Origin of the sequence: Colwellia sp. MB02u-14 (assembly GCF_014076915.1) — a bacterium.
In the GTDB taxonomy this organism is placed as follows: Bacteria; Pseudomonadota; Gammaproteobacteria; order Enterobacterales; family Alteromonadaceae; genus Colwellia_A.
This window is the reverse complement of the sequence record NZ_JACGUX010000079.1, coordinates 330,158-352,383: the sequence shown is the minus strand read 5'-3', so window position 1 is coordinate 352,383 and position 22,226 is coordinate 330,158. Positions and strand designations below refer to the sequence as shown.

The 22,226-nt window shown below is 36.5% G+C and carries 21 protein-coding genes; 12 read left to right on the top strand and 9 right to left on the bottom strand.

Going from position 1 to position 22,226, the window contains the following annotated elements:
• Positions 1-79: 79 nt before the first annotated feature.
• The 5 genes from H4J52_RS11890 to H4J52_RS11880 all read right to left on the bottom strand — a co-directional run bounded on the left by H4J52_RS11890 (position 80) and on the right by H4J52_RS11880 (position 5,567).
• Positions 80-2,095, bottom strand: coding sequence for a methyl-accepting chemotaxis protein (locus H4J52_RS11890; RefSeq protein ID WP_182223620.1), 2,016 nt, complete (start codon positions 2,093-2,095; stop codon positions 80-82).
• Between the two features lie 535 nt (positions 2,096-2,630).
• Positions 2,631-3,131: a hypothetical protein gene (locus H4J52_RS20015; RefSeq protein WP_259367854.1), complete on the bottom strand. Its 501-nt coding sequence runs from the start codon at positions 3,129-3,131 to the stop codon at positions 2,631-2,633.
• 45 nt (positions 3,132-3,176) lie between these two features.
• Entirely contained in the window at positions 3,177-3,392 is a 216-nt protein-coding gene (locus H4J52_RS20010; protein WP_259367853.1) for a hypothetical protein, read from the bottom strand.
• Between the two features lie 30 nt (positions 3,393-3,422).
• A complete protein-coding gene (locus tag H4J52_RS20005) occupies positions 3,423-3,785 on the bottom strand; it encodes a hypothetical protein (protein WP_259367852.1) in 363 nt (120 codons plus the stop codon).
• Between the two features lie 375 nt (positions 3,786-4,160).
• Complete coding sequence (locus H4J52_RS11880; protein WP_182223621.1) at positions 4,161-5,567, bottom strand: YdgA family protein; 1,407 nt, start codon at positions 5,565-5,567, stop codon at positions 4,161-4,163.
• Between the two features lie 184 nt (positions 5,568-5,751).
• Here H4J52_RS11880 and H4J52_RS11875 point away from each other — a divergent pair, with 184 nt between their 5' ends.
• Positions 5,752-5,934, top strand: coding sequence for a hypothetical protein (locus H4J52_RS11875; RefSeq protein ID WP_182223622.1), 183 nt, complete (start codon positions 5,752-5,754; stop codon positions 5,932-5,934).
• A gap of 242 nt (positions 5,935-6,176) precedes the next feature.
• On the opposite strand, the gene H4J52_RS11870 is transcribed toward H4J52_RS11875, so the two are convergent.
• Positions 6,177-7,079: a hydrogen peroxide-inducible genes activator gene (locus H4J52_RS11870; RefSeq protein ID WP_182177156.1), complete on the bottom strand. Its 903-nt coding sequence runs from the start codon at positions 7,077-7,079 to the stop codon at positions 6,177-6,179.
• A gap of 292 nt (positions 7,080-7,371) precedes the next feature.
• Here H4J52_RS11870 and ahpC point away from each other — a divergent pair, with 292 nt between their 5' ends.
• A complete protein-coding gene (gene ahpC, locus H4J52_RS11865; protein ID WP_182177155.1) occupies positions 7,372-7,935 on the top strand; it encodes an alkyl hydroperoxide reductase subunit C in 564 nt (187 codons plus the stop codon).
• Between the two features lie 119 nt (positions 7,936-8,054).
• Entirely contained in the window at positions 8,055-9,620 is a 1,566-nt protein-coding gene (ahpF, locus tag H4J52_RS11860; RefSeq protein ID WP_182177154.1) for an alkyl hydroperoxide reductase subunit F, read from the top strand.
• Between the two features lie 81 nt (positions 9,621-9,701).
• Here the strand turns inward: ahpF and H4J52_RS11855 are convergent, their stop codons facing one another.
• From H4J52_RS11855 to H4J52_RS11845, 3 genes are all read right to left on the bottom strand, one after another.
• On the bottom strand, positions 9,702-10,646 hold the full coding sequence (locus H4J52_RS11855; RefSeq protein ID WP_182177153.1) for a D-2-hydroxyacid dehydrogenase: 945 nt from the start codon (positions 10,644-10,646) through the stop codon (positions 9,702-9,704).
• A 222-nt stretch (positions 10,647-10,868) separates the two neighbouring features.
• A complete protein-coding gene (locus tag H4J52_RS11850; protein ID WP_182177152.1) occupies positions 10,869-12,074 on the bottom strand; it encodes an NnrS family protein in 1,206 nt (401 codons plus the stop codon).
• Positions 12,075-12,202: 128 nt separating this feature from the next.
• Complete coding sequence (locus H4J52_RS11845) at positions 12,203-12,448, bottom strand: DUF2164 domain-containing protein (protein WP_182177151.1); 246 nt, start codon at positions 12,446-12,448, stop codon at positions 12,203-12,205.
• 228 nt (positions 12,449-12,676) lie between these two features.
• Between H4J52_RS11845 and iscX the strand changes: the two genes are divergently transcribed.
• From iscX to ispG, 9 genes are all read left to right on the top strand, one after another.
• Positions 12,677-12,877: a Fe-S cluster assembly protein IscX gene (gene iscX / locus H4J52_RS11840; protein WP_182177150.1), complete on the top strand. Its 201-nt coding sequence runs from the start codon at positions 12,677-12,679 to the stop codon at positions 12,875-12,877.
• 143 nt (positions 12,878-13,020) lie between these two features.
• Complete coding sequence (locus H4J52_RS11835) at positions 13,021-14,730, top strand: NAD-dependent malic enzyme (RefSeq protein WP_182177149.1); 1,710 nt, start codon at positions 13,021-13,023, stop codon at positions 14,728-14,730.
• 237 nt (positions 14,731-14,967) lie between these two features.
• Entirely contained in the window at positions 14,968-15,120 is a 153-nt protein-coding gene (locus tag H4J52_RS11830) for a hypothetical protein (protein ID WP_182177148.1), read from the top strand.
• A gap of 562 nt (positions 15,121-15,682) precedes the next feature.
• Positions 15,683-16,228, top strand: coding sequence for a hypothetical protein (locus tag H4J52_RS11825; RefSeq protein WP_182177147.1), 546 nt, complete (start codon positions 15,683-15,685; stop codon positions 16,226-16,228).
• 292 nt (positions 16,229-16,520) lie between these two features.
• Positions 16,521-16,952 (top strand): nucleoside-diphosphate kinase, encoded by a 432-nt coding sequence (gene ndk / locus H4J52_RS11820; RefSeq protein ID WP_182177146.1) that lies wholly within the window; start codon positions 16,521-16,523, stop codon positions 16,950-16,952.
• A gap of 340 nt (positions 16,953-17,292) precedes the next feature.
• Positions 17,293-18,465 (top strand): bifunctional tRNA (adenosine(37)-C2)-methyltransferase TrmG/ribosomal RNA large subunit methyltransferase RlmN, encoded by a 1,173-nt coding sequence (locus tag H4J52_RS11815; RefSeq protein ID WP_182177145.1) that lies wholly within the window; start codon positions 17,293-17,295, stop codon positions 18,463-18,465.
• Between the two features lie 235 nt (positions 18,466-18,700).
• The gene (pilW, locus tag H4J52_RS11810) at positions 18,701-19,924 is read left to right on the top strand and encodes a type IV pilus biogenesis/stability protein PilW (protein WP_182177144.1); all 1,224 of its coding nucleotides are present in this window, start codon (positions 18,701-18,703) and stop codon (positions 19,922-19,924) included.
• Positions 19,921-20,946, top strand: a complete 1,026-nt coding sequence (locus tag H4J52_RS11805; protein WP_182223624.1) for a RodZ domain-containing protein — start codon at positions 19,921-19,923, stop codon at positions 20,944-20,946. The genes pilW and H4J52_RS11805 overlap by 4 nt, the downstream gene beginning before the upstream one ends.
• Before the next feature lie 68 nt (positions 20,947-21,014).
• Positions 21,015-22,133, top strand: coding sequence for a flavodoxin-dependent (E)-4-hydroxy-3-methylbut-2-enyl-diphosphate synthase (gene ispG / locus H4J52_RS11800; RefSeq protein ID WP_182177142.1), 1,119 nt, complete (start codon positions 21,015-21,017; stop codon positions 22,131-22,133).
• The last annotated feature ends 93 nt before the right edge of the window (positions 22,134-22,226 follow it).

The following is a 22,226-nucleotide window of genomic DNA, read 5'->3' as shown; positions in this document are numbered from 1 at the left end:
AATCACTAATATTTATACACAAAAAAAACGCTAGTACAGATACATATTGTTATATTTGAGATGAAATTTGACGCTATAGTTATACAACTTTAAACCTTGATACTAAAGTTTGCATCTGTACAGATAACTGTGCCAATTCACGTCCTGCTTTTGATAATTCCGTTATAGCCTCAACATTTTCTTGGGTTTTATCATTAATATTAACAACATTCATATTTATTTCTTCTGCTACAACACCTTGTTCCTCTGATGCAGTAGCTATCTGGTTACTCATATCATTTATATTTGTAATAACTTCTGAAATAGTAACAAGTACTTCGCTAGATAACTGAGCTTGATTAACAACTTCATCAACTTGCTCTTTGCTTTGGGTAATAGAGGTAACAGCATTTTTAGCACTTTGTTGTAAGTCATTCATAATGGAACTGATCTCACCAGTAGACTCTTGTGTTCTTGCCGCTAACGCTCGCACTTCATCTGCGACCACTGCAAAACCTCTGCCTTGTTCACCTGCTCTAGCTGCTTCAATAGCAGCGTTTAATGCTAATAGATTGGTCTGATCAGCTATTGAATTAATTACCTCGAGTACATTAGCTATCTTAATACTATTTTGCTCTACTTCATTAACCGTTTGACTGGTGTTCAATATTTTGTATGCTAAATCATTAATAGTAAGAATAGTTTTATTCATGATTTCTGTGGCGGTACTTACATGCTCATGAGCTTCATCAGAAGCATCAGCGGAAATAGATATACTTTGAGCTACTTCTTTCGTTGTCGCGGTCATTTCATTCATAGCTGTTGCAATTAGCTCTGTTTGCTCTGCTTGATTTTGAATAGAATTTACTATTTGATTTGAAATTACTGATGTTTCTTTTGCGGTTACTGATATTTGATTACTTGCACTTGAAACTTCATGTAAAGACACTTTAAATGTGCTAAATAAATCATTCAAAGCATCAGCCATAGCTGAAATTTCATCACTGCCTTGGTTATCAAGACTAATGGTTAAATCATTATTGTCTTTTATTTGAAATAATTTTTTAGATATGGAATTAAGGGGAGGGATAATACTTCTAATGATTATTGCGGCTAAGCTAATTGCAACAATAACACCTACAACAAGTAATACCCAAGCCATTGATACAGCTCTATTACTGCTAGCAACCAAAATACTAGCATCATTTTTTAATAGCGTTTTTTGATTAATAGCCATATCACTTAAAATTATTTTTATTTTAAATCCTAAGGGAGCTGCTTTCGATGCCAACCAATGATTAGCTAAATTCCAGTCATCTTGTCCTCTAGAGTCCAACATTTGCTTTGGTAAAGGTGAAAAAACAGCCCTTGCTTCTGAAAATATTGTTAGTGATTTTTTTTGTTCAGCATTCAATATGGCTTGTTGTGTCTTTAAATCTGAAAACCTGCGTTGATTTTTATCCCATAACTGCTCAAAAGTGATACGATAATGAGTCTCCCCTGATAATAAGTAACCACGGATATTAGCAAGTGCTAAACCTAACGAACCACGAACATCCGCCATCATTCCTAGTAAAGCTTTCCTTTCACTATTTGCTTTAAGATTTAGTTCGATATCAATGAGTTTTGTTATTTCTTTAGACATAATAGACGCTTGGGGTACGGCTTGCTGATATAGCATTTCAATTGAAGGTATGTTTTGAAGAGTTTGTGCTATATTTTCTATATTTTTCTGCTCTTGATTAAAGTCTTTTAACAAGGCTTTTATTTCTTTTAACTTAATTATGTTTTTAGGATTTGTCCAATTAGCCGACATTTTATCTAATGTTGCTATTGCGGGGGTTATTTCAATGTCCCAGGCTGACTGTCGTTCATCTTTGAACTTATCTTTACCTAATAGCATCCACCCTCTTAATGCAGCAAGGGCATGATTGACACCATTTAATACACTAGCACTTGCCTGTGCGGTAGGTATGCGTAACTCAACAACTTTATTGGCGCTTTTTGTAATAGTGGTAATTTCAAATATTGAATTAACGGATGATATTGTAAATATCAATATTAGCAGTAAAAAGCCTACTGCTAACCTTGAGCTTATTTTAAGTTTTTTAATCATAACTGTTCACACCTCAACTTATCATTATCATTATCATTATTATTAAAATTAGCATGACATTATTGATTTAGCGAGGATTTGACATCTAACACGCTTTTGTTAATGCGCATTGTTTTGTTAAACCTTGTTTTTTGATTGAAAGGGGCTAAGGGAAGTGTTTTATAGAAATTAAATAAAAATACACATAGAATATATCAAATTCCTATATTGGTATTTTGGATCTTGCAAAGCCCTGTATTGTAAGTGCTCTGCTATAGTGAGACAGTTGAGCTTAACTGTCTGACATATATTAATGAGACTTTCAGTAACATGGCATAAATAGTGTCTCAGCAAATATAGGGCATAAAGCTATGTATTGATGACTATAACGATCACTTTGAAGTCATCCCAATGCGACTTAATGACTGGCGGCAATGTTGTTTTTTTTCTCATTCAGCCTTAACAGGTTATTGGCAAAAAGTTATCATCAATAGACCATGTTTTTATCTTTTGGGAACGTCCACTATCGTATCTTCAATGTCATTAACTTAAGGATTTAACACATACGTTTATAATTCATTGGGTACTTATTTGTCTTTTTTCTACGGTCTTGTCTAAAAAATTTACGATTGGGTCGAATAATACTTAAATTTTTTGATATTTTACTTATCAGTAGTTCGTATAACTTAAACTCAGCTAACTTCATTGTGAACCGAACAATATTATCTTTCAGTTGACTTATCGCAAAGGTGAAATTGATTTTATATTCATAGAGCCTATTTTTTTTTGGCTTCTTTATTTTTCGTTTTGCATCATGGATTGCAGAAGCAGCAAAGTTTTTAGTCAATAGCTTAGCGTGTAAGTCTTGTAAAACACCTTCAACAGAAACACTAGAATAATTCTCAATATTGAGACGACTTTTCAATACTTTGTAATCTTCTTCAACCCCCCAACGCTGGAAATATAAATCAGCGAAAAGAGCAGTAGGATAAGCTTGTATATCTGTTAATGATGAAACCAAAATTTCTGGCTCACCTGATGGCAGGTCAACTCGCACTAATCTTAACTGTAGTGACTCTGTCGATATTTTATCTTTTCGGCATCATTGAAGAGACTTTTCAAGACAAGGAAAATCAACGATATCACTATATTTCCCACTTTCTAAGAAGGCTTTAACAACATTAGAGCCTTTAACAATGCGCATGCAGAAATCAACATTTTTTAGCCTATGGTATTTATAAAACCAAACGGCAGGGTAACCTCTGTCATAAACGACTAAGTCGCCTGCTTGGGTTTTAGTTAAGTGCCTCAGTGCCATTTCACGCTCTCCTGTTGAATGACTTTCTACCTATAAATCTAGAGTAATATTATTCTTAACATCATAAAGTTGAGAAAGACGCACGGCAGGCATATCAGCATGTGAACGAGCTTTACCAAAATGCTTAAGTAGTTTGTCAGTTTTAGGTAATTGTGTGACTGAGCCATCAACAGCTAGCAGTCTATGGCCTTGCCATTTATCAATGGTTGCCGCTTCATAGAACGTTTGAACTAAATCGTCGTTTAATTCAATAAATGCTTGATGAGATAGTTTCATTCTAGCTTTACAAAAAGCAGCGGTACTCACTGACTTTTTTGACAAGTAGCTATCATCGATAACATTGAAAAACCGACAAAGTTCAGCTTGAATTGAACCGTTAAGAGCATTCAACATAAAAACTCATTAAACGAGGAAAAGTCAGCGTTCGGTTTCGAGTGAAATCGGTAGGTTTTTTGCGGTGATTTTCTAAAAACTCAGTTGAATGAATTTCATTGGTTAGTTTTTGTACTATTTGAATTAAATACTGAACAGCTCATTGGTGATTTCTCTCTATTTTTAATTCATAGGCAGGTTAGCAATTAGCTAACTTATTGTAAATGAATAAATTAACCTTAAGTTAATGACATTGATCGTATCTTTGCTGACCTTATTGGATCGTTGACGAGTTACAAAAATTTTCTCCGGTGTAACTTAAATGTTAAATTTTCTCATCGTGTGACGCATTTCTCATTATGTTTGACGATCCACAAATAATAGCGGCTAATCAGTTTAAAAAGGCAGTGGAATAAGCTTTTCATTCACTTTAAATTGACTGTCCTTCAAAATATAATCAGTTGTGTAATGGGTGTCTGTTACAACTAACAAGCCTTGCTCCACTAACATATTTAACATTTGAGGCACTTGTTGAGCGGCCATTTTGTCTATTTCTTCTGTTGTCATATCTTGTGTTTGCGGGTTAGCTTGTAGCTGTTTCTTCATAAATTGTTCAGCGAACAATTCAATAATGGCTTTATCGCCCGTTATTTCCCCATTCATGAGTGCATGAGAAAACCAAAATTGCTGATCTTCTATTGGCGTTGGTAATGCTGATACATTAACTAAACTGGTGTGCATTGTGCCATTCATTTTGCCTTCAGGAAAAGTACCTCGTAAGCTAGTGATATTAATTTCTGGTCCAGCACTGAGCAATAAAAGTAAATTTTCTTGTGTAAAGTTAAACATTTTTTCTTGCATGTCTTCCGCACTGCTATCACTTAGTGTTTGACTAAAATCTTGGTAGGCTTTAATAAACTGTCCACTGATATTATTAATCGCTAGTTCAAGTGCTAAATCTTGAACTTGGTACTCATTAACATCTGCGGCTTTAATCCCATAAGCAACCTGAATATTAGCTGATTTTTCTGCTTTATTTAATAATAATGAAGCAGAGACATATAGGTCGGTAAGATTGATGATTTCACTTTCATTATTGTTAAAGTTAATCGAAGAGAAGTTGACCGTTGTTGCAGAGTCATAGAAGTTGTTATTAAATATTTCTTCTAATGAGGCGTTAACTAACATATCTACAGTGAAATTATTCATGGAAAAATCACCTTCATTAGACGTTGCTGTTAACTTTGCCACATTACCTTGGTAGGTAAGATCTTGCCCATTATATTGCCCATTTCCCTGATAACCACTAAACACTAAATTAACGTTTTCATCTGTTATGTTTGCAGTGAATGCCGTTACGGTATCTTGGTAGTCGTAATCACCAAGGAGGTCTATTAAGCCATTAGCTTGGAAAAAGTCTGTATTATCTGACCAATCAAGATTGTTTCGAAGTGTTTCACCATCAACATTTGCAGTCCATGATAACCAAGCTAAGTTACTTTGTTCATTAAAAAGGAAAGGACCATGTTGGGCATTTATTTCAAAAACTACAGAGTCATCATCGCTAAGGGCTGGATCCGATAACCCGGTTAAGTGTGTGGTATCTAAACTTAGGGTAACTAGTGCGTCGGTAGAAAACCAGTGTGAGTTAATGGTTTGAATTTCTACAGTATAACTCGGCGTATTATTCATTTTCTCAGCGATCACATTAAGTGTTGTCGAAAATTGATTCCCTACCAATTTAGGGGCTACGAGGCCAATCGATAGAATAATAGTGATAACTATTGAGAGTGTTTTTTTCATGAGGTAAGTCCATATTAATAGTGTGGATGGTTAAATTATTTGTTGTAAATGATATCCGATTCCATAGATAAACCATCATCTCATGTTTTTAATTGATTGTATTTAAAGTAGTTATTTCTAATAAAGCTTTATTCTTTCATTGATGTTGCTGTGAATGATTCTTAGATAATCTCGCAATTTTAAAATGTTTTATTTAAACGATATCGTCAAGGTTGCTGATGATGTTGAAAAATACCCATGGTATATTCCATCTTACTTTTTGAGTGCAAAGACCACCACCTTCGATGGTGAGTCTGCAGCGTTTTGTTTAAAAGCGTGTATTGTTAAACGAGCCGAGCATGAGGAAGGGGTCATTGATTTTGATTAACCCTATTTTTTATTTGCTTGGCAATACTGATCACCATAATAGTTGTTTGAGTAGTTACAATTAACCTCGGATTTTTTATCACTTGTTGTATTAAAAATATTTTTGATGTTATTAATAATGTTTTTCATTTTGGCTACCTGATGTATTTAAGATAAAACCATTGTGGCCTAACATCGACATTCAGTAAATTTGATAAAATTTAATATATAGTTCTATTTAATTGAAGTATCTAACCGGTAATATTAGCTACACTTTTGCGTGAGTTGTGCTGTAAAAATAGCTTTGAGCAGGCCTAATTCACTAGTTCTGACATAATTAGGTCTAATGATTAAGGCAATCGTTCTATGTGGCCCAGGTTCATTCAAATGAATCGCTCTTAGTTCCGATTCATTATGAGTTAATTGGTCTAATGCCATTTGCGGTACGAGTGTTGTACCCAGTTTACCCGCAACCATTTGAATGAGTGTATGTAAACTTGCTGAACCAAAATCAGAGCCTTGTTTTGGGTTTTGTAATTGGCAGGCGGCTAATGCATGCTCTTTTAAGCAATGACCATCTTTTAATAACATTAGTTTTTCCGTCTCTAGCTCATCATTGGTAATTTCTTCCATCATTTGAGGGCATTCATCTTTATGGCAGACTAAATAAAAGTCTTCTTGCCAGAAATCAAAGCTCATTAACCCCTCTACAGGATAAGGCAGCGCAAGTATTGCTGCGTCAATCGCTCCGGTTCTAACCATATCAATCAGAGTATGTGATTGTTCTTCTAATATTCTTAATTTGAAATTTGGATATTGATGTCTTACCTCGGGCAGTACTTTAGGTAAAAGGTATGGGCCAATAGTTGGAATAACGCCTAGGGTCATTGGGCTGGAAAACGGTTGGTTATCACTTTGTGATAATTGCAGCAATTCGTCTAGTTCTAATTTTACTCTTTTGGCTTTATTAAGTATCAATTGCCCTTTTGGGGTGACTAAGACTTGCTTGTTATTACGCTCAAATATGATCATCCCTAATTGCTTTTCAAGCTCATTGATTGCTGTACTTAAGGCTGATTGAGATACGTTGCATGCCTCTGCGGCTTTTTTAAAGTGTAAGGTCTTTTCAACGGCGAGTGCATAGTGTAATTGTTTTATTGAGATCATGTTGTTGATGATAATTTTTATTGAACGTAAAGGCTATTTTAATCAGAATTATGGAATTAGTCATCTTCTTTGCTGCTGTTTTAATTACGATTTCAACTTTATTATCTTAACAGGGGATTCACCCTCTATTGCGCCTGCTCATTTCAATAGTTCTGTTTTTTAGAACATTAAAATCAATTTAATCAAATTTATTTATTACTGAGTTAACTTTAGTATACCCACATCGAAAGCAAACATGCTTTTAAAACAAAACCTTTTAACTAAAGATTTTTATAACCCAGAGGAATTACACATGGCTCAAATAGGCAAAACTATCCCAGAATTTACAGCTCAAGCATTTCATAACGACGAGTTTGTTGAAGTAACATCACAGAGCACTAAAGGCAAATGGTCAATCTTCTTATTCTACCCAGCAGATTTCACTTTTGTTTGTCCTACTGAATTAGAAGATATGGCAAACCAGTATGAAGAGTTGCAAGGCTTAGGTGTTGAAGTTTACTCCGTATCAACAGATACCCATTTTTCACATAAAGCATGGCACGATTCTTCAGAAGCAATTGGTAAAATTAAATTTCCAATGATCGGTGACCAAACGGGCACAATTACCCGTGGTTTTGATGTGATGATTGAAGAAGATCATATGGCACACCGAGGTACATTCTTAGTCGACCCCGATGGTGTTATTCAAGTCGCTCATATACATGCTGGCGGTATTGGTCGCAGTGCGAAAGACATGGTGCGTAATGTTAAAGCTGCACAATACGTTCGTGAAAACGATGGTGAAGTCTGTCCTGCAGCTTGGGAACAAGGCGAAGCCACTTTAACACCTAGTTTAGACTTAGTTGGTAAAATTTAAGTCAGGCACGCTCTAAATTGGCGGAAGTCGTTATCACCGTTAACGACTTCCGCTTCATTCCATCCAATAAGATGACATGTTTTATGTTAATCAAACAATCTAAATAATGAGGTAGCCCCATGTTAAGTGAAGATATTTTAAATGCAGTAAAAGCTTATACCCAGAATATGTCCAACAAAGTATCACTTGTTTTACAGACGGGTGAACATCAAAAACGCAACGAATTAAAAGAATTTTTAACAGAATTATCTTCCGTATCTGACAACCTCATTGTCGTTGAACGTGACGAAAATTTACGTAGTCCAATTACTTTTTATTTAGAGGTTGAAGGCAAAAATAACGGTATACATTTTTCTGGCATCCCCAGTGGTCATGAATTTAATTCATTGATACTTGCTATATTACAGTCATCAGGTACTGATCTTAAACTTGATGGCACCTTGACTAAAATGGTGCAGAAAATCACTGAAGACTTACATTTTGAAGTCTTCATTTCTTTAAGCTGTCATAACTGTCCTGATGTTGTGCAATCGTTGAATCAGTTTGCTTTATTAAACGACCGCATTAGCAGTGAAATGATTGATGGTGGTTTATTTAAAACGTTAATTGATGAACGCAATATTCAAGGTGTGCCCAGTGTTTACTTAAATGGTAAGTTATTTGCGAACGGAAAAATAGATACGGCGCAGTTAGTTGACAAACTTATTGAACGTTTTCCTTATATTATAGATGGCGATGATAATGAACAGTTGCCCTTACAAGATGTTACTGTCATCGGCGCAGGTCCTGCTGGCGTTGCTGCTGCTATTTATGCTGCGCGTAAAGGGCTAAATGTCACTATTATTGCTGACCGTTTTGGCGGTCAAGTTAAAGATACAGTGGGTATTGAAAACTTAATTTCGGTATCTAAAACAACAGGCACACAACTCACGGGTAATATGCAAGCTCACTTAAACGATTACGAGATAACGACAAAAGAGTTTGTTCGTGTCGAAAAAATTGAAAAAGGGCAGCCAGAAAGTAAAGCACCGAAAAAGTTACACCTTTCTAGTGGTGAGGTTATTGAGTCTAAAACGGTTATTATTGCTACCGGTGCTAAATGGCGTGAGCTGGGTATACCGGGAGAGAAAGAGAATATAGGTTCAGGTGTTGCTTATTGCCCACATTGTGATGGCCCTTTCTTTAAAGGTAAAGATGTCGCCGTGGTTGGTGGTGGTAATTCAGGCATAGAAGCTGCGTTAGATTTGGCGAGCATGGTTAATCATGTGACTGTATTTGAATTTTTACCGGGGTTAAAAGCAGATAACATCTTGGTAGAAAAAGCGGAAGCACATAAAAAGATTACGATTATCAAAAATGTTGCGACCAAAGAAGTAATTGCAGAAAATGGTAAGGTTGTTGCGCTGGCTTATGAAGATAGAGCAACAGGTGAAATGAAGCAGCAAAGCTTGTCGGGTATTTTTATCCAAATAGGCTTATTACCCAACAGTGACTTTTTACAAGGTGTTGTGGAATGTACAAAGTATGGCGAAGTGATTATTGATGAGAAATGTCATACTTCGGAACCCGGCATATTTGCCGCAGGAGATGTATCAACTGTGCCCTACAAACAAATTGTAATTGCTATGGGTGAAGGCGCTAAAGCATCATTATCAGCATTTGATTACCTTATTAGAGAAAGTTAACTGTTACTATTAAGTGCCAGCTGAATTTACTGAATAGCACTAAGTTCAGTGATGCTTTATCAACCCCCTATAAATAAAAATTTATAGGGGGTTAACGTTTTTAATATTCAAAGCAACTAAATTAATTAATCGCTGCTGTGATTCAATACTTGCCCAAGCAATATGTGCGGTTAAAGATAAATTATCTATGTCGTTTTTCATCAGGGCACTTATTAAAGGGTGGCTAGCCGCAGGAGGCTCTTGTTCTAAAACATCAAGTATCGCGTGGGAGATTACTTTATTCTTTAATGCCTCTAATAAATCTTCACTATTTACCAAGGCACCACGAGCGGTGTTAATTAACAGTGCAGAGGGTTTCATTAGCGATAAACTTGCACGGTTTATTAAATTTGTTGTCTCATCTGTTTGCGGGCAGTGTAAGCTAATGACATCAGCATTTTGTAATACATAGTTAAAACTCTGGCGGTTTTCCCTTATTTTTGTTGCATTTTGACGCTCAGCAATCAGTATTTTCATACCAAAAGCTTCGGCAATAGTTGCCACGGCCTTACCTAAGCACCCAAAGCCAATAATGCCTATCGTTTTTCCGGCAAGTTCTTGACTGCCTTTACCATGAAAACAAAAAGTATCGCTGTTTTGCCAATGCCCTTGTTTAGTATTGTTGTTGTGGTGTGCGGTATTACTGAAATATTCAAGCATTTGCGCAAACACATATTGGCTCACGGAAGCTTGTGAATAACCACTGACGTTTTTAACACTAATGCCAAGCACTTGCGCTGCAGCCAGATCAACATTGTTCATGCCTGTTGCGGCAATACAAACTAATTTCAGCTGAGGTAATTGCTCAAGTATATTTTTAGATAAAACCACTTTATTGGTAATAATAATGTCAGCATTTTTACAACGTGCAAGCACTTGGTCGTTTGTCGTTGTTGCATAACAAATTAACTTGCTGACCTGAAATTCAATACTTGCCAAAGAAATGTTTGGGCTAAAAGTTTGTTGATCTAAAAAAACGGTTTGCATGGCTATCTTCAAAAATAAAGTGAGAGGGGTAGCTTAAGTTAATTTAAGGTGAAAAAAAACGACAATCACAGACATAACCAAGTTGATTATATATCTGTTCATTTTTAAGGGGTAAAACGAATAACGACTTCATTATAAAATTGATAAGTAGAATAACAACTTACTAAATTTTATACCTTGTATTTATTTGTTTTACCTCGATAAAAATTAGCGTGACTTTGTTTAACCAGGGCGGCCATCTTCTCTTGCTTTTAATAACATTGGCGCGTAGTAAAAAGTAAAGAGTCCAAAAGCAACTAACCAACAAAAACCACTTATATCAACAAATAACAGGGTTCTTTCTGGCATCAACCAAGGACCAAAGACTCGAGCCATTGCTGATAGTGTTATAAATGCAAACGCGAACGACATCATTTTAGGGGGCGTTAAAGGGCGACCACAATGTCCTAAAGAAACACGAGAAATCATTGATAAGACAATACCACCCATACCGCCAATGGTTAATAAATGCCAAATATGATGGGTAGGTATATCATCAATAATGTAGCTAAATCCAAGTAAGATAAGGCCAAACCAAATGAATTTAATCGCAAAATGTAATGACCATAAAAGGGGCACACCGAGTGTTATCCAAGGACGCCATCTCAACCACCGGATCAACTGAAACAAGCCAGCAAAAATTAATATGATACCAAAAAGCATTGGAACAAAACCAATTAATGGATGTAACAATAACATCAGCATAGCAAGCATTAAGCTGCCATTGGCGAGTTTGTCGAGTAATGGTGTAGGTGTCGCTTTAGTCGTTTGAGTGCCGTTAGCGGTAAACATAGGTACAACGCGCCCTGACATTACAGACATTAAAAACACGACTAATAAAACCCCAGCATAACCAGAGTAGTTCAATGAAACACTTTGTGGATAAATACTGGCTAAGTGCATTTCACTATTGGCGATCGTGAATAAGACTAATAAAGGCACAAAGAATAAATTTCGATATTGTTTTATCGCTAAGATAGGTTTTGCTAGGGTATAAGCCACCGCTAACAAAAAGCTTAAATCTATAAACGCGCTTAATGAGTGACCTAATAAATCAGGCATTAACATAACAACACGGCCTAACAGCCATAAAAAGAATAGTACCGCAAGCTGCTTACCTTTTACGCTAGGAAGTCCGGTCCAATTTTGTACTGCAGTGAGTAAAAAACCGGCAATAATTGCACTACCAAAGCCAAAAATCATTTCATGAATATGCCACCAATACCCTCCACCGTAAGGAATAAAACTAACGGCCCCTTTATAAATCAATAACCACAAGGTAATGGCAATTAAACTAAAAATAACACCCCCTAAAAAAAAGGGACGAAAGCCTAAGCGAAATATGGGGAGAGTTTTCTGCGCTTCTTTTAAATCGGTAATTTGCATCATAGTTGTTGTTTCAAAGGAACATTAATGTCATTTTAGCGCATTTACTATAATAATCGTTGCGATAAATCAACGAGTGGTGAAAAAATATAAAAAGTTACTGCATCTTCACTTATTTTTTAAGCGGATAATTAATTGGCTGGTTTTTCTAATTGGAACATTTCATCTGTAATGTCGTCGAGTTTTTCTGCTAGTAATTGCTGCGCATCATAAATACCTTGGTTATAAAAATGATTGCCCATTTCTTTAGTAAAAAAATCAAGTAAAAAGTCAGCGTCAAATTGAGCAAGATCTTGTTCGAGTTCGGTTGAAAAGTACTGCTGTAGCTTATGGATCAGTAATTCTTTTTGGGCAGATGTAAATTTAATTTCATTCATCTCTATTCTCTACTATTTTAGATAAATATTGTTTGCTAGATTATACTCATGGCAAAGCACGAAGGTGAATTGTTTTAATGAAAGAAACATTGAAAAAATGGTGGCAAACCGATTGTCAGTTTTGCCTGAAATACCGAAGAATGTTTATTTGGTTAATTATTATGATTGCAATAGATGCATTGTGGTTTAACCTGTTATTTTAATCTTTTTTAAACATAGGAATTATTTATGGGATATCGTTGGACAGACTCATTAGAGTTAGCATTAGATTTAATGGAACAACATCCGGATGTTGATCCCCTGACCTTACATTTTCCAGAATTGATGCAATGGGTAGTCGCCCTTGAAAATTTTGATGATGATCCAAAGCACTGTGGCGAAAGAGTGCTAGAAGCCATACAACTCGCGTGGATTTCTGAGATTGATTGAAGACCGGTAAGTTAAAGATGTTTTTTTACTCCTCATCGGTAATTGGTTGTTTTATAAGCCTGATTTGACCTATACTACCGTTTTATATCATCATTATGAATTTTCACTATTCATCAACCCTATAGTCCAGATAAAAAATTATTATGACAATAAAAATAAAACGTCCATTATATATCCATTATGCCGGTCCAAGTCTGTTAGAAACGCCACTATTAAATAAAGGTAGTGCTTTTGATGAAGAAGAGCGCACCAACTTTAATTTAATCGGCCTTTTGCCTCCTCGTTATGAAACTATCGACGAGCAAGTTGAACGTGCATTTATGCAATATAATAAGTTTCGAACCAACTTAAACAAACACATTTATTTGCGTACTATTCATGATAATAATGAAACCTTGTTTTTTAGATTAGTCCAAGCACATTTGACTGAGATGATGCCGATTATTTATACGCCTACGGTGGGTGATGCTTGTGAGCAATTTTCAGATATCTATCGTAGCTCGCGCGGGTTATTCATCTCTTATGAAGATAGACACCACATGGATGATATTCTTCGCAATGCGACAAAGAATAAAATAAAAGTCATTGTGGTTACCGATGGTGAGCGAATTCTTGGCTTAGGTGATCAAGGCATAGGAGGAATGGGAATTCCTATAGGTAAGCTATCGCTTTATACTGCTTGTGGAGGCATTAGTCCCGCATATACCTTGCCAGTCATGCTGGATGTTGGCACGAACAATGAAAAACTATTGAACGACCCTATGTATATGGGACGTCGACATAAGCGGATTAATCAAGAAGAATACAACGAGTTTGTCGACATCTTTATTCAAGCAGTGAAGCGTCGTTGGCCACATGTATTATTGCAGTTTGAAGATTTTGCTCAACCTAACGCAACGCCATTGCTTACTAAGTATCGTGATCAAATTTGTTGTTTCAACGATGATATTCAAGGAACAGCTTCGGTTACGGTTGGCACTTTATTAGCGGCATGTCGCATTAAAGGCCGCAAGCTAGGTGAAGAAACGAGACTATCACACCAAAAAGTTGTTTTTGTCGGCAGTGGCTCGGCGGGTTGTGGTATTGCAGAACAAATTATTGCGCAAATGATCAGCGAAGGTATTTCTGCAGAACAAGCACGTAGTCAAATTTTCATGGTTGACCGTTTTGGTTTATTAACGGATGGTATGGCTGATTTACGTGATTTCCAGCAAAAATTAGTACAATCTCCTTGTGCAATTTCAAGCTGGGATATTTCAGGTAAATACGCGACATTATTAGAAGTGATGGATAATGCCCAGGCAGATATTCTTATTGGTGTTTCAGGTGTTCCTGGCCTATTTAACGAACACGTTATTAAAGCGATGAAATTACATTGCCCTATGCCTATTATTTTCCCACTCAGTAATCCTATTAAACAAGTGGAAGCTACACCAGAGCAAGTGATTCATTGGACGGAAGGTGAAGTCATTGTTGCTACGGGTAGTCCATTTAAACCGGTTGAATATCAGGGTAAAACCTTTCCAATCGTGCAATGTAATAACAGTTATATTTTCCCAGGTTTAGGGTTAGGTATTGTTGCAGCGAACATCAATCGAGTGACTGATGAAATGTTAATGGTGGCCAGTGAAACGCTTGCTGAAGCCTCACCACTTGCTAATACAGGCCAAGGTGAACTACTACCACCGTTAACCGAAATTGCGAGCTTAAGTCGAAAAATAGCCTTTGCCGTCGCTAAAGTCGCTTTTGATCAAAACTTAGCTTTGCGCATTGATGATGAAAGTTTACTGGCAAAAATAGAGCGTAATTTTTGGAAGCCAGAATATAGAAAATATCGTAGAAGTAGTGTTTAGTTAGCTTATATTACATACGTATTTGAGAAATAGACCGTATTAGGTCTATTTTTTTGTAGGGCCAAAAAATATATGCGATTTTAATGAAAACCTTTATTAATAAAGCACAACACCGCTAATAATCTTAGTTGTTATAGCGAACCTGTCTTTAAAAATTTATAAACTAACGGCCAACAAGCTTTGATTTTTATAACATTTAAGTCATAATTGATTAACAAATAACAAGGAGTGTTAATAATGACAAAAAATGAATTTAATCGCATGAATACCCTCTCTGAAACAGTACTTACCTTAACCGCCTCCACAAGTGAAATAGAAGAATTTTACATACTGCTTAACCTTTGGAAAAGCTCTGAAGAATTCAATTTAGAAATTGGTTTTCCCCACTAATAAAGAGTTGCTTAGTCATCACTTATTGTCGTGGATTTATCCCTACTGATCTTTTTTAGTTTGTTGATAAAGCCACAGCTAGTCGCCTGTAGCAGGCAAAGTACCTATTATCAGGAGAGTACTATTTCAATATTTACTGTGTGTTTAATTAGACCATTATAATAAACGCAAGTGAAATTATTGCGCAAGGATGTCAATATGCAGTTGGCTTAGGCACTCTAGCGCATATTAAATGTAAGGTTAGATCAAAGCAAAAAAATGAATACGGATCTTGTTAACTTTAAGTGTTATCTCTGGTTGCACATCTACGCAATTAGCCGACAGCACTCGTTGCATTCATGTCGTTAATACCGCAGAAAAGCATGAGGTAAACTTGGTGATGATCTATTCAAAGCATGTCTAGAGAAACATTATCAAAAAAAAGAGTCTGAAAAAGGCTTTTGGGAAAAGTCAGCAGAGCATTTAGTACTACTTGTCATTGATATCGTGTCTTCTTAGCCAAAAGGATATATTCAAGATAAAACTACAAACAGAATAATAGACGCAGGAGCACAAAAGAATTATGAATATCATTATCGTTTCAGATGTCTTTGGCCTCACTCCTCAATTAATAAAACTCAAAGATAAACTCGGAGCGAATATTATTGTTGACCCATACCAAGGGAAGAGTATGGGCTTTAATAATGAAGAAAATGCCTATAATTATTTCATTGCGACGGTTGGGCTTGACGCTTACTTTTCAAAAGTCTTAAACGTTTTGGCTTCACTTGATACTAAGACAACACTGATTGGTTTTAGTATTGGGGCTTCTGCTATTTGGAAGCTTTCACTAAGCAATCATCACTTTGTTAAACAAGCCTATTGCTTTTATGGCTCACAAATCAGGAATTTCACAGAGATAACGCCGCGTTATAAAATAAATTTAGTGTTTCCTCAACATGAATCACACTTTGATGTGTTTGAACTCATCAACAAGCTTGAACAAAAACCGAATGTAAAAATAACACAAGTTGAATACTTACATGGTTTTATGAATCATCACTCTAGTAATTTTAATAACGTTGGCTACCTAAATTATATGACTTTATTGCGAGCTGCTATTAACTAAACGTTGTACATTGTTTTTGAGGGTGACAATTAAGTAACGCTGTTGATGAAATGCCCTAATGGGTTACCCCCTAGGTTGACCACCGACGAATAGCTGCATTGCTTATTATCACCTTATCCTTGTTAAAGATTAAGCGGTAATATAATGGTTAATGCCATACTTATCTGCTTTCGCTACATTAAAAGCAAAACCGTTTATTCGTGAATAATATTAGTTTTTCTGTGTGAATTCGTCTATAATCGCGCCAAAATTTATACACCTATTTTATTTAAAATATATATAAGGGCTTATCATGGCTATCGAACGTACTTTTTCTATCGTAAAACCAGACGCAGTTGCTAAAAACTTCATTGGTCAAATTTACAACCGTTTTGAAACTGCCGGTTTAAAAATCGTTGCATCAAAAATGGTTCACTTAAGCCAAGAAAAAGCGGAAGGCTTTTACGCTGAACACAGCGAACGTCCTTTCTTTGGCGCTTTAGTTTCTTTCATGACTTCTGGTCCAGTTATGGTTCAGGTTTTAGAAGGCGAAAACGCTGTTCTTAAAAACCGTGAAATCATGGGTGCTACTAACCCAGCTGAAGCACTTGCGGGTACTATCCGTGCTGATCTTGCTGATAGCATCGACGAAAATGCTGCTCACGGTTCTGACGCTTTAGAATCTGCTGCACGTGAAATTGCTTACTTCTTCTCAGACGACGAAATTTGCCCACGCACTCGTTAATCTGATTTTAATCTTTACAAATTTTGCGAATGCTTCGTCGAATGTACTCACTTACTAACGTAAGCTCCGTGCAATCTCCTTGAATTCACTTCATTTGCTGTGATTAAAGTAGAAATCGAAATATGAAAGGGTTTTACTGTTTTCAGTAAAATCCTTTTGTTATTTTTAGACTTATAATAAACCTTAAAATTTTTAGTTTGCTAAGCCTTTGTTTTACATAAAGAGAAGTTTAATTAAAAGTGTTAAGATTTGATATGATTTAATCTGTAAATTGTCATTTTTTGTATGAAAGTTGTACAATTGTTTTTTTGTAATTTTGTTGTTTGAGAAGTAGTGAATCATGAGTGAAGTGACTGAAGTAGTAAGCCCAACCGTATCTGCGGTAAAGAAAAAAGTAAATCTATTAAATTTAGATCATCAAGGGATGCGTGAATACTTTGCTTCAATTGGCGAAAAGCCATTTCGCGCTGATCAAATGATGAAATGGATCTATCATTTTGGTTACTCTGATTTTGAATTAATGACTAATTTAAATAAGAAACTTCGTGAAAAACTCCAACGTGATACCGAAATCAGTGCACCAGAAATTTCAGAAAAACAGGTGTCAACAGACGGTACGATAAAATACTCTTTACGCCTAGAAGGGGGTCAAGAAGTTGAAACGGTGTGGATCCCTGAAAACGATCGTGCAACTTTATGTGTGTCATCACAAGTAGGTTGTGCACTTGAATGTACTTTTTGTGCGACAGCGCAACAAGGTTTCAACCGTAACTTATCAATGAGTGAAATTATTGGTCAGGTATGGCGTGTGGCTAATGATATTGGCGCGACCCGTATTGCTGGCAAACGCCCGATTACGAATATTGTAATGATGGGGATGGGCGAACCGTTATTGAATATGAAAAATTTAATTCCTGCGCTTGATACTATGTTGAATGACTTAGGCTACGGCTTATCAAAACGTCGTGTAACGGTAAGTACCTCAGGTGTTGTTCCTGCGCTTGATATGTTGAAAGAAAAAATAGATTGTGCATTAGCTATTTCCATTCATGCCGGCAACAACAAACTTCGTGATGTCTTAGTGCCGATCAATAAAAAATATCCGTTAGAAGAATTTATTGCTGCAGCGGGGCGTTATATCGAGGGTTCAAAAGCGAATAAACAAGCAACAATTGAATATGTGATGTTAGATCACGTTAACGACAGTACTGACCAAGCGCATGAACTTGCAATTGCATTGAAAGACTTACCCAGTAAAATTAACCTTATACCGTTTAATCCTTACCCAGGCTCGCCTTATAAACGCTCAAGTAATTCACGAATTGACCGTTTCGATAAAGTTTTACAGTCATACGGTTTAACCGTGATCACACGTCGCACTCGTGGTGATGATATCGACGCAGCTTGTGGCCAATTAGCGGGTGATGTTTTTGATAGAACAAAGCGAACAGCGATGAATTCTTCAAAAACTGAAATGTCTAATGACCAAGAGATTTCAGTTAAGTTGGTCTAACGCCTTATACTTGCGGTATATGCACCTGTTCTATTGTCTTGCTAGCCAAAGGAAGCAGATACTCGTTATACTGATAGCTTCACCTTTACAATAAAATAATTTGTAAGGGTGCGCGACGACTTCATTGATATTCTTAACCGCGAAGTTATACATGTTCCTGAACAAGCATCTTGAAGTAGAGCGGGTATAGGTATAATCTGTAACTATTACATTAAGATAAGTGACATTCTGCAATATGATTAAATTTATACCGCGGTTATTGGTAACGAGCGTTATCGCTTTGTTAACAGTCCTTTCTGGATGTGTAACACAAAGCTATGAGAATAACAGCACCACACCGGTCGTAGAAAGCGATTCTAGTAATAACGAAATGGCGATGACTCGGATATCGTTAGGTCTTGGTTACTTAAAAATGGGCAACACGACGCAAGCGAAATTAAACTTAGAAAAAGCAAAGCGATTTTCTCCTAATTTGTCACAAGTTTATACGGCCTTTGCCCACTATTATGATGTCGTCGGTGAGTCAGAGCTTGCGACTAATGCTTATGAAAAAGCGTTGTCAATAGATCCAGAAAACCCTGACACGTTAAATAACTACGGTGTTTTTCTTTGCCGACACGAAAAGTATCAAGCTTCTGAAAAATATACGTTAAAAGCGATAGAAATTCCTACTTATTTGATGGTATCGCAAAGTTACGAAAATCTAGCGCTCTGTCAATTAAAAGCGAATGAATTTGTTAAAGCAGAGCAATACTTCACAAAATCTATTCAGCATAGCCCTAATCGAGCGTCAGCATTATTACAAATGGTGCGTTTACAGTATGCTTTTGCAGATTATAAAACAGCACAAAATTATTTAAGTCGCTATGAAAAAGAAACACGTCGCTTTAGTCCGCAAGCGCTTGCCTTAGCTTATAAAGTTTTTGAAAAGCAAGGTAACCGTCGTATCGCTAAGAATTACGCGAGCATGCTGGTAAAAATGTTTCCAAACTCTTACCAGGCTAAACAATATATTTTGAATGCGCTTGCCCATATTGAAGCGGATGATTTAGCAACGGCTTACCAAACTACAACACTCGTTTTAGCTGTAAAACCTTCAACTAAACGTGTTGTTGTTTTATCACCCAATAAATCTCGAAAAAAGCGTATTGAAAAAATAAATAAGATAATAATAGGCGCTAAAAATCTTGTTGACGAAACTATTACTATGAAAAATCCCGTGAGTGATTTAAAAACAGAGCTTAATCCTATAATACATACGGTAGGGCCGGGAGAAAGCTTATTTAGTATATCAACGCAGTACAATATTCATATGAAAACACTAGAACACTGGAATAACTTTTCACGTAGCGATGCGTTAAAACTCGGTCAAAAGCTTTATATATCTGCTCCTGAACATATGAATACTTCACCAGCACACAACGCGACTAAAAGTATCGAACAAGAGAAAACTCAATGACCCATGTTGAAAAGGCGAATAACATTAACAAGTCACAAACAGATGCAGCGTCAGACGAAGTGCATAACAATGTCCTAGAAGAGCCTTATGCAGAGGTTGACGTCATGGGGCCAGGACAAATTCTTAGCGAAGCTAGGAATAAGGCGGGATTAACTCAGCAAGATGTAGCAGACAAACTAAATTTTCGACTCTCTTTAGTTGATGAAATAGAGAGTGAGCGATTTGATACCCGTTTGCCAGAAACTTTTAACCGGGGCTATTTACGAAACTATGCAAAGTTAGTCAATGTATCCCAAGAAAATGTCATCGTTAGTTATCAGCAATTAAATATTGCTAAAGCAGAGGCATCTAAACTGCAAAGCTTTTCTAAAGGTACTGAAAAATTAGCAGAAAGTAATCGTATTATGTGGATCAGTTATTTTATTTTAGCCATTCTCATTGGCTCTACTGTCGTATGGTGGATGCAAAATAATAACGAACAAGGTCAACCCCAAACCTTTCAAGAAGATGTTGAAATAAAAATAACAAAATCTGGCACTGAAAAAAATGAACAGCCGGATAGTCTTGCTGTGCCGCAAGTCACTGAGTCACTCGTGGCCGAGGTTGACGTCGATAATGATAATGTTGGCGAAGCATCAGCAGCCCCTTCTATTGTGTTAAATCAAGAAATCATAGATACATCAACATTAGAAGCAGACACAGAAAGCATAAAAGTTGCAGAGCAAACTCGAGCTGACACTACATTAGTAAGTGAAGCCGATGAGACAGACGTGACTTTAACCAATGTCACTTTTACTTTCTCAGGAGATTGTTGGGTAAATATTTCTGATGCAACTGGCGAGCGCATTGCTTGGGGTGTTAAAAAACTGGGTTACGTCATGACAATATCTGGACAAGCACCTTTTGATGTTACTTTAGGTAAACCTGAATTAGTGGCAATAAATTTTGCTGATGAAGTCATTGATATGAGCCAATTTAACATGGGCAATATCGCTAAGTTTACTTTGCCTGTTTCGAATTAGTCATGGGTATTTTGTATAAATAACGTTAATCACGTTTAAGTGATCAACCACAAAAATTGTGAATTATTATGTTTAAAGAATCCCCAATTATCCGCCGTAAGTCTCGTCAAATTATGGTGGGAAATGTTCCTGTAGGTGGTAATGCACCGATTACCGTGCAGTCAATGACGAATACCCTGACCACGGATGTTGCCGCAACTGTTGCACAAATTAAAGCATTAGAAGCGGTGGGCGCTGATATCGTCCGTGTGAGTGTACCGACCATGGATGCAGCAGAAGCCTTTCGTGAAATTAAGAAACTCGTCAATGTCCCGTTGGTTGCTGATATTCATTTTGATTATCGAATTGCCTTAAAAGTTGCTGAATATGGCGCAGATTGTTTACGTATTAATCCTGGTAATATCGGCCGTGAAGACCGAGTTCGCAGTGTGGTTGAATGTGCTCGTGATTTGAATATACCTATTCGTATCGGTGTGAATGGTGGTTCTTTAGAAAAAGATATCCAAGAAAAATATACTGAGCCAACGCCTGAAGCCCTCTTTGAGTCTGCCATGCGCCATGTTGATATTCTAGATAGACTTAATTTTAATCAGTTCAAGGTCAGTGTTAAAGCCTCTGATGTCTTTCTTGCAGTCGAGTCGTATCGATTATTAGCAAAACAGATTGATAATCCACTTCACTTGGGTATTACTGAAGCGGGTGGCTTACGCTCGGGTTCAGTAAAGTCGTCAGTAGGTTTAGGTTTATTATTAGCGGAAGGGATCGGTGATACCTTGCGTATTTCTTTAGCGGCAGACCCTATTGAAGAAATCAAAGTCGGTTTTGATATTCTAAAATCGTTAAAATTGCGTAGCCGAGGCATCAACCTTATTGCTTGTCCAAGCTGTTCACGTCAAGAATTTGATGTTATAGCAACAGTTAACGCTTTAGAGGAACGTATTGAAGATATTTTAACACCGATGGATGTGTCAATTATCGGCTGTATTGTTAATGGCCCAGGTGAAGCGATTATTTCTGATTTAGGCTTAACCGGTAGTAGTCGAAAAAGTGGTTACTACTTAGATGGTATTCGACAGAAAGAGCGTTTTGATAATAACAACTTGGTTGATCAACTTGAAGAACGAATTCGCGCAAAAGCGAGACTCCTCGACGCCGCTTATAAAATAGATGTTAAAGAAATCGAATAGTCGAGCAAACCATAAAAGAGAGAAACGTAATACTATTTACGTTTCGTCTCAAACTACCTATAATGCGCGCTGTATTTAATTTTTCCCTTTTTT

Bases quoted from the DNA above. Each gene is read 5' to 3' on its own strand.
- H4J52_RS11815 (WP_182177145.1), top strand. From the start codon at position 17,293: ATGAGTGAAGTGACTGAAGTAGTAAGCCCAACCGTATCTGCGGTAAAG.
- ahpF (WP_182177154.1), top strand. From the start codon at position 8,055: ATGTTAAGTGAAGATATTTTAAATGCAGTAAAAGCTTATACCCAGAAT.
- H4J52_RS11835 (WP_182177149.1), top strand. From the start codon at position 13,021: ATGACAATAAAAATAAAACGTCCATTATATATCCATTATGCCGGTCCA.
- H4J52_RS11825 (WP_182177147.1), top strand. From the start codon at position 15,683: ATGAATATCATTATCGTTTCAGATGTCTTTGGCCTCACTCCTCAATTA.
- ndk (WP_182177146.1), top strand. From the start codon at position 16,521: ATGGCTATCGAACGTACTTTTTCTATCGTAAAACCAGACGCAGTTGCT.
- pilW (WP_182177144.1), top strand. From the start codon at position 18,701: ATGATTAAATTTATACCGCGGTTATTGGTAACGAGCGTTATCGCTTTG.
- H4J52_RS20005 (WP_259367852.1), bottom strand. From the start codon at position 3,785: ATGTTGAATGCTCTTAACGGTTCAATTCAAGCTGAACTTTGTCGGTTT.
- ispG (WP_182177142.1), top strand. From the start codon at position 21,015: ATGTTTAAAGAATCCCCAATTATCCGCCGTAAGTCTCGTCAAATTATG.
- H4J52_RS11870 (WP_182177156.1), bottom strand. From the start codon at position 7,079: ATGATCTCAATAAAACAATTACACTATGCACTCGCCGTTGAAAAGACC.
- H4J52_RS11845 (WP_182177151.1), bottom strand. From the start codon at position 12,448: ATGAATGAAATTAAATTTACATCTGCCCAAAAAGAATTACTGATCCAT.
- H4J52_RS11880 (WP_182223621.1), bottom strand. From the start codon at position 5,567: ATGAAAAAAACACTCTCAATAGTTATCACTATTATTCTATCGATTGGC.
- H4J52_RS11875 (WP_182223622.1), top strand. From the start codon at position 5,752: ATGTTTTATTTAAACGATATCGTCAAGGTTGCTGATGATGTTGAAAAA.
- iscX (WP_182177150.1), top strand. From the start codon at position 12,677: ATGGGATATCGTTGGACAGACTCATTAGAGTTAGCATTAGATTTAATG.
- H4J52_RS11830 (WP_182177148.1), top strand. From the start codon at position 14,968: ATGACAAAAAATGAATTTAATCGCATGAATACCCTCTCTGAAACAGTA.
- H4J52_RS20010 (WP_259367853.1), bottom strand. From the start codon at position 3,392: ATGGCACTGAGGCACTTAACTAAAACCCAAGCAGGCGACTTAGTCGTT.
- ahpC (WP_182177155.1), top strand. From the start codon at position 7,372: ATGGCTCAAATAGGCAAAACTATCCCAGAATTTACAGCTCAAGCATTT.
- H4J52_RS11805 (WP_182223624.1), top strand. From the start codon at position 19,921: ATGACCCATGTTGAAAAGGCGAATAACATTAACAAGTCACAAACAGAT.
- H4J52_RS11850 (WP_182177152.1), bottom strand. From the start codon at position 12,074: ATGATGCAAATTACCGATTTAAAAGAAGCGCAGAAAACTCTCCCCATA.
- H4J52_RS11855 (WP_182177153.1), bottom strand. From the start codon at position 10,646: ATGCAAACCGTTTTTTTAGATCAACAAACTTTTAGCCCAAACATTTCT.
- H4J52_RS11890 (WP_182223620.1), bottom strand. From the start codon at position 2,095: ATGATTAAAAAACTTAAAATAAGCTCAAGGTTAGCAGTAGGCTTTTTA.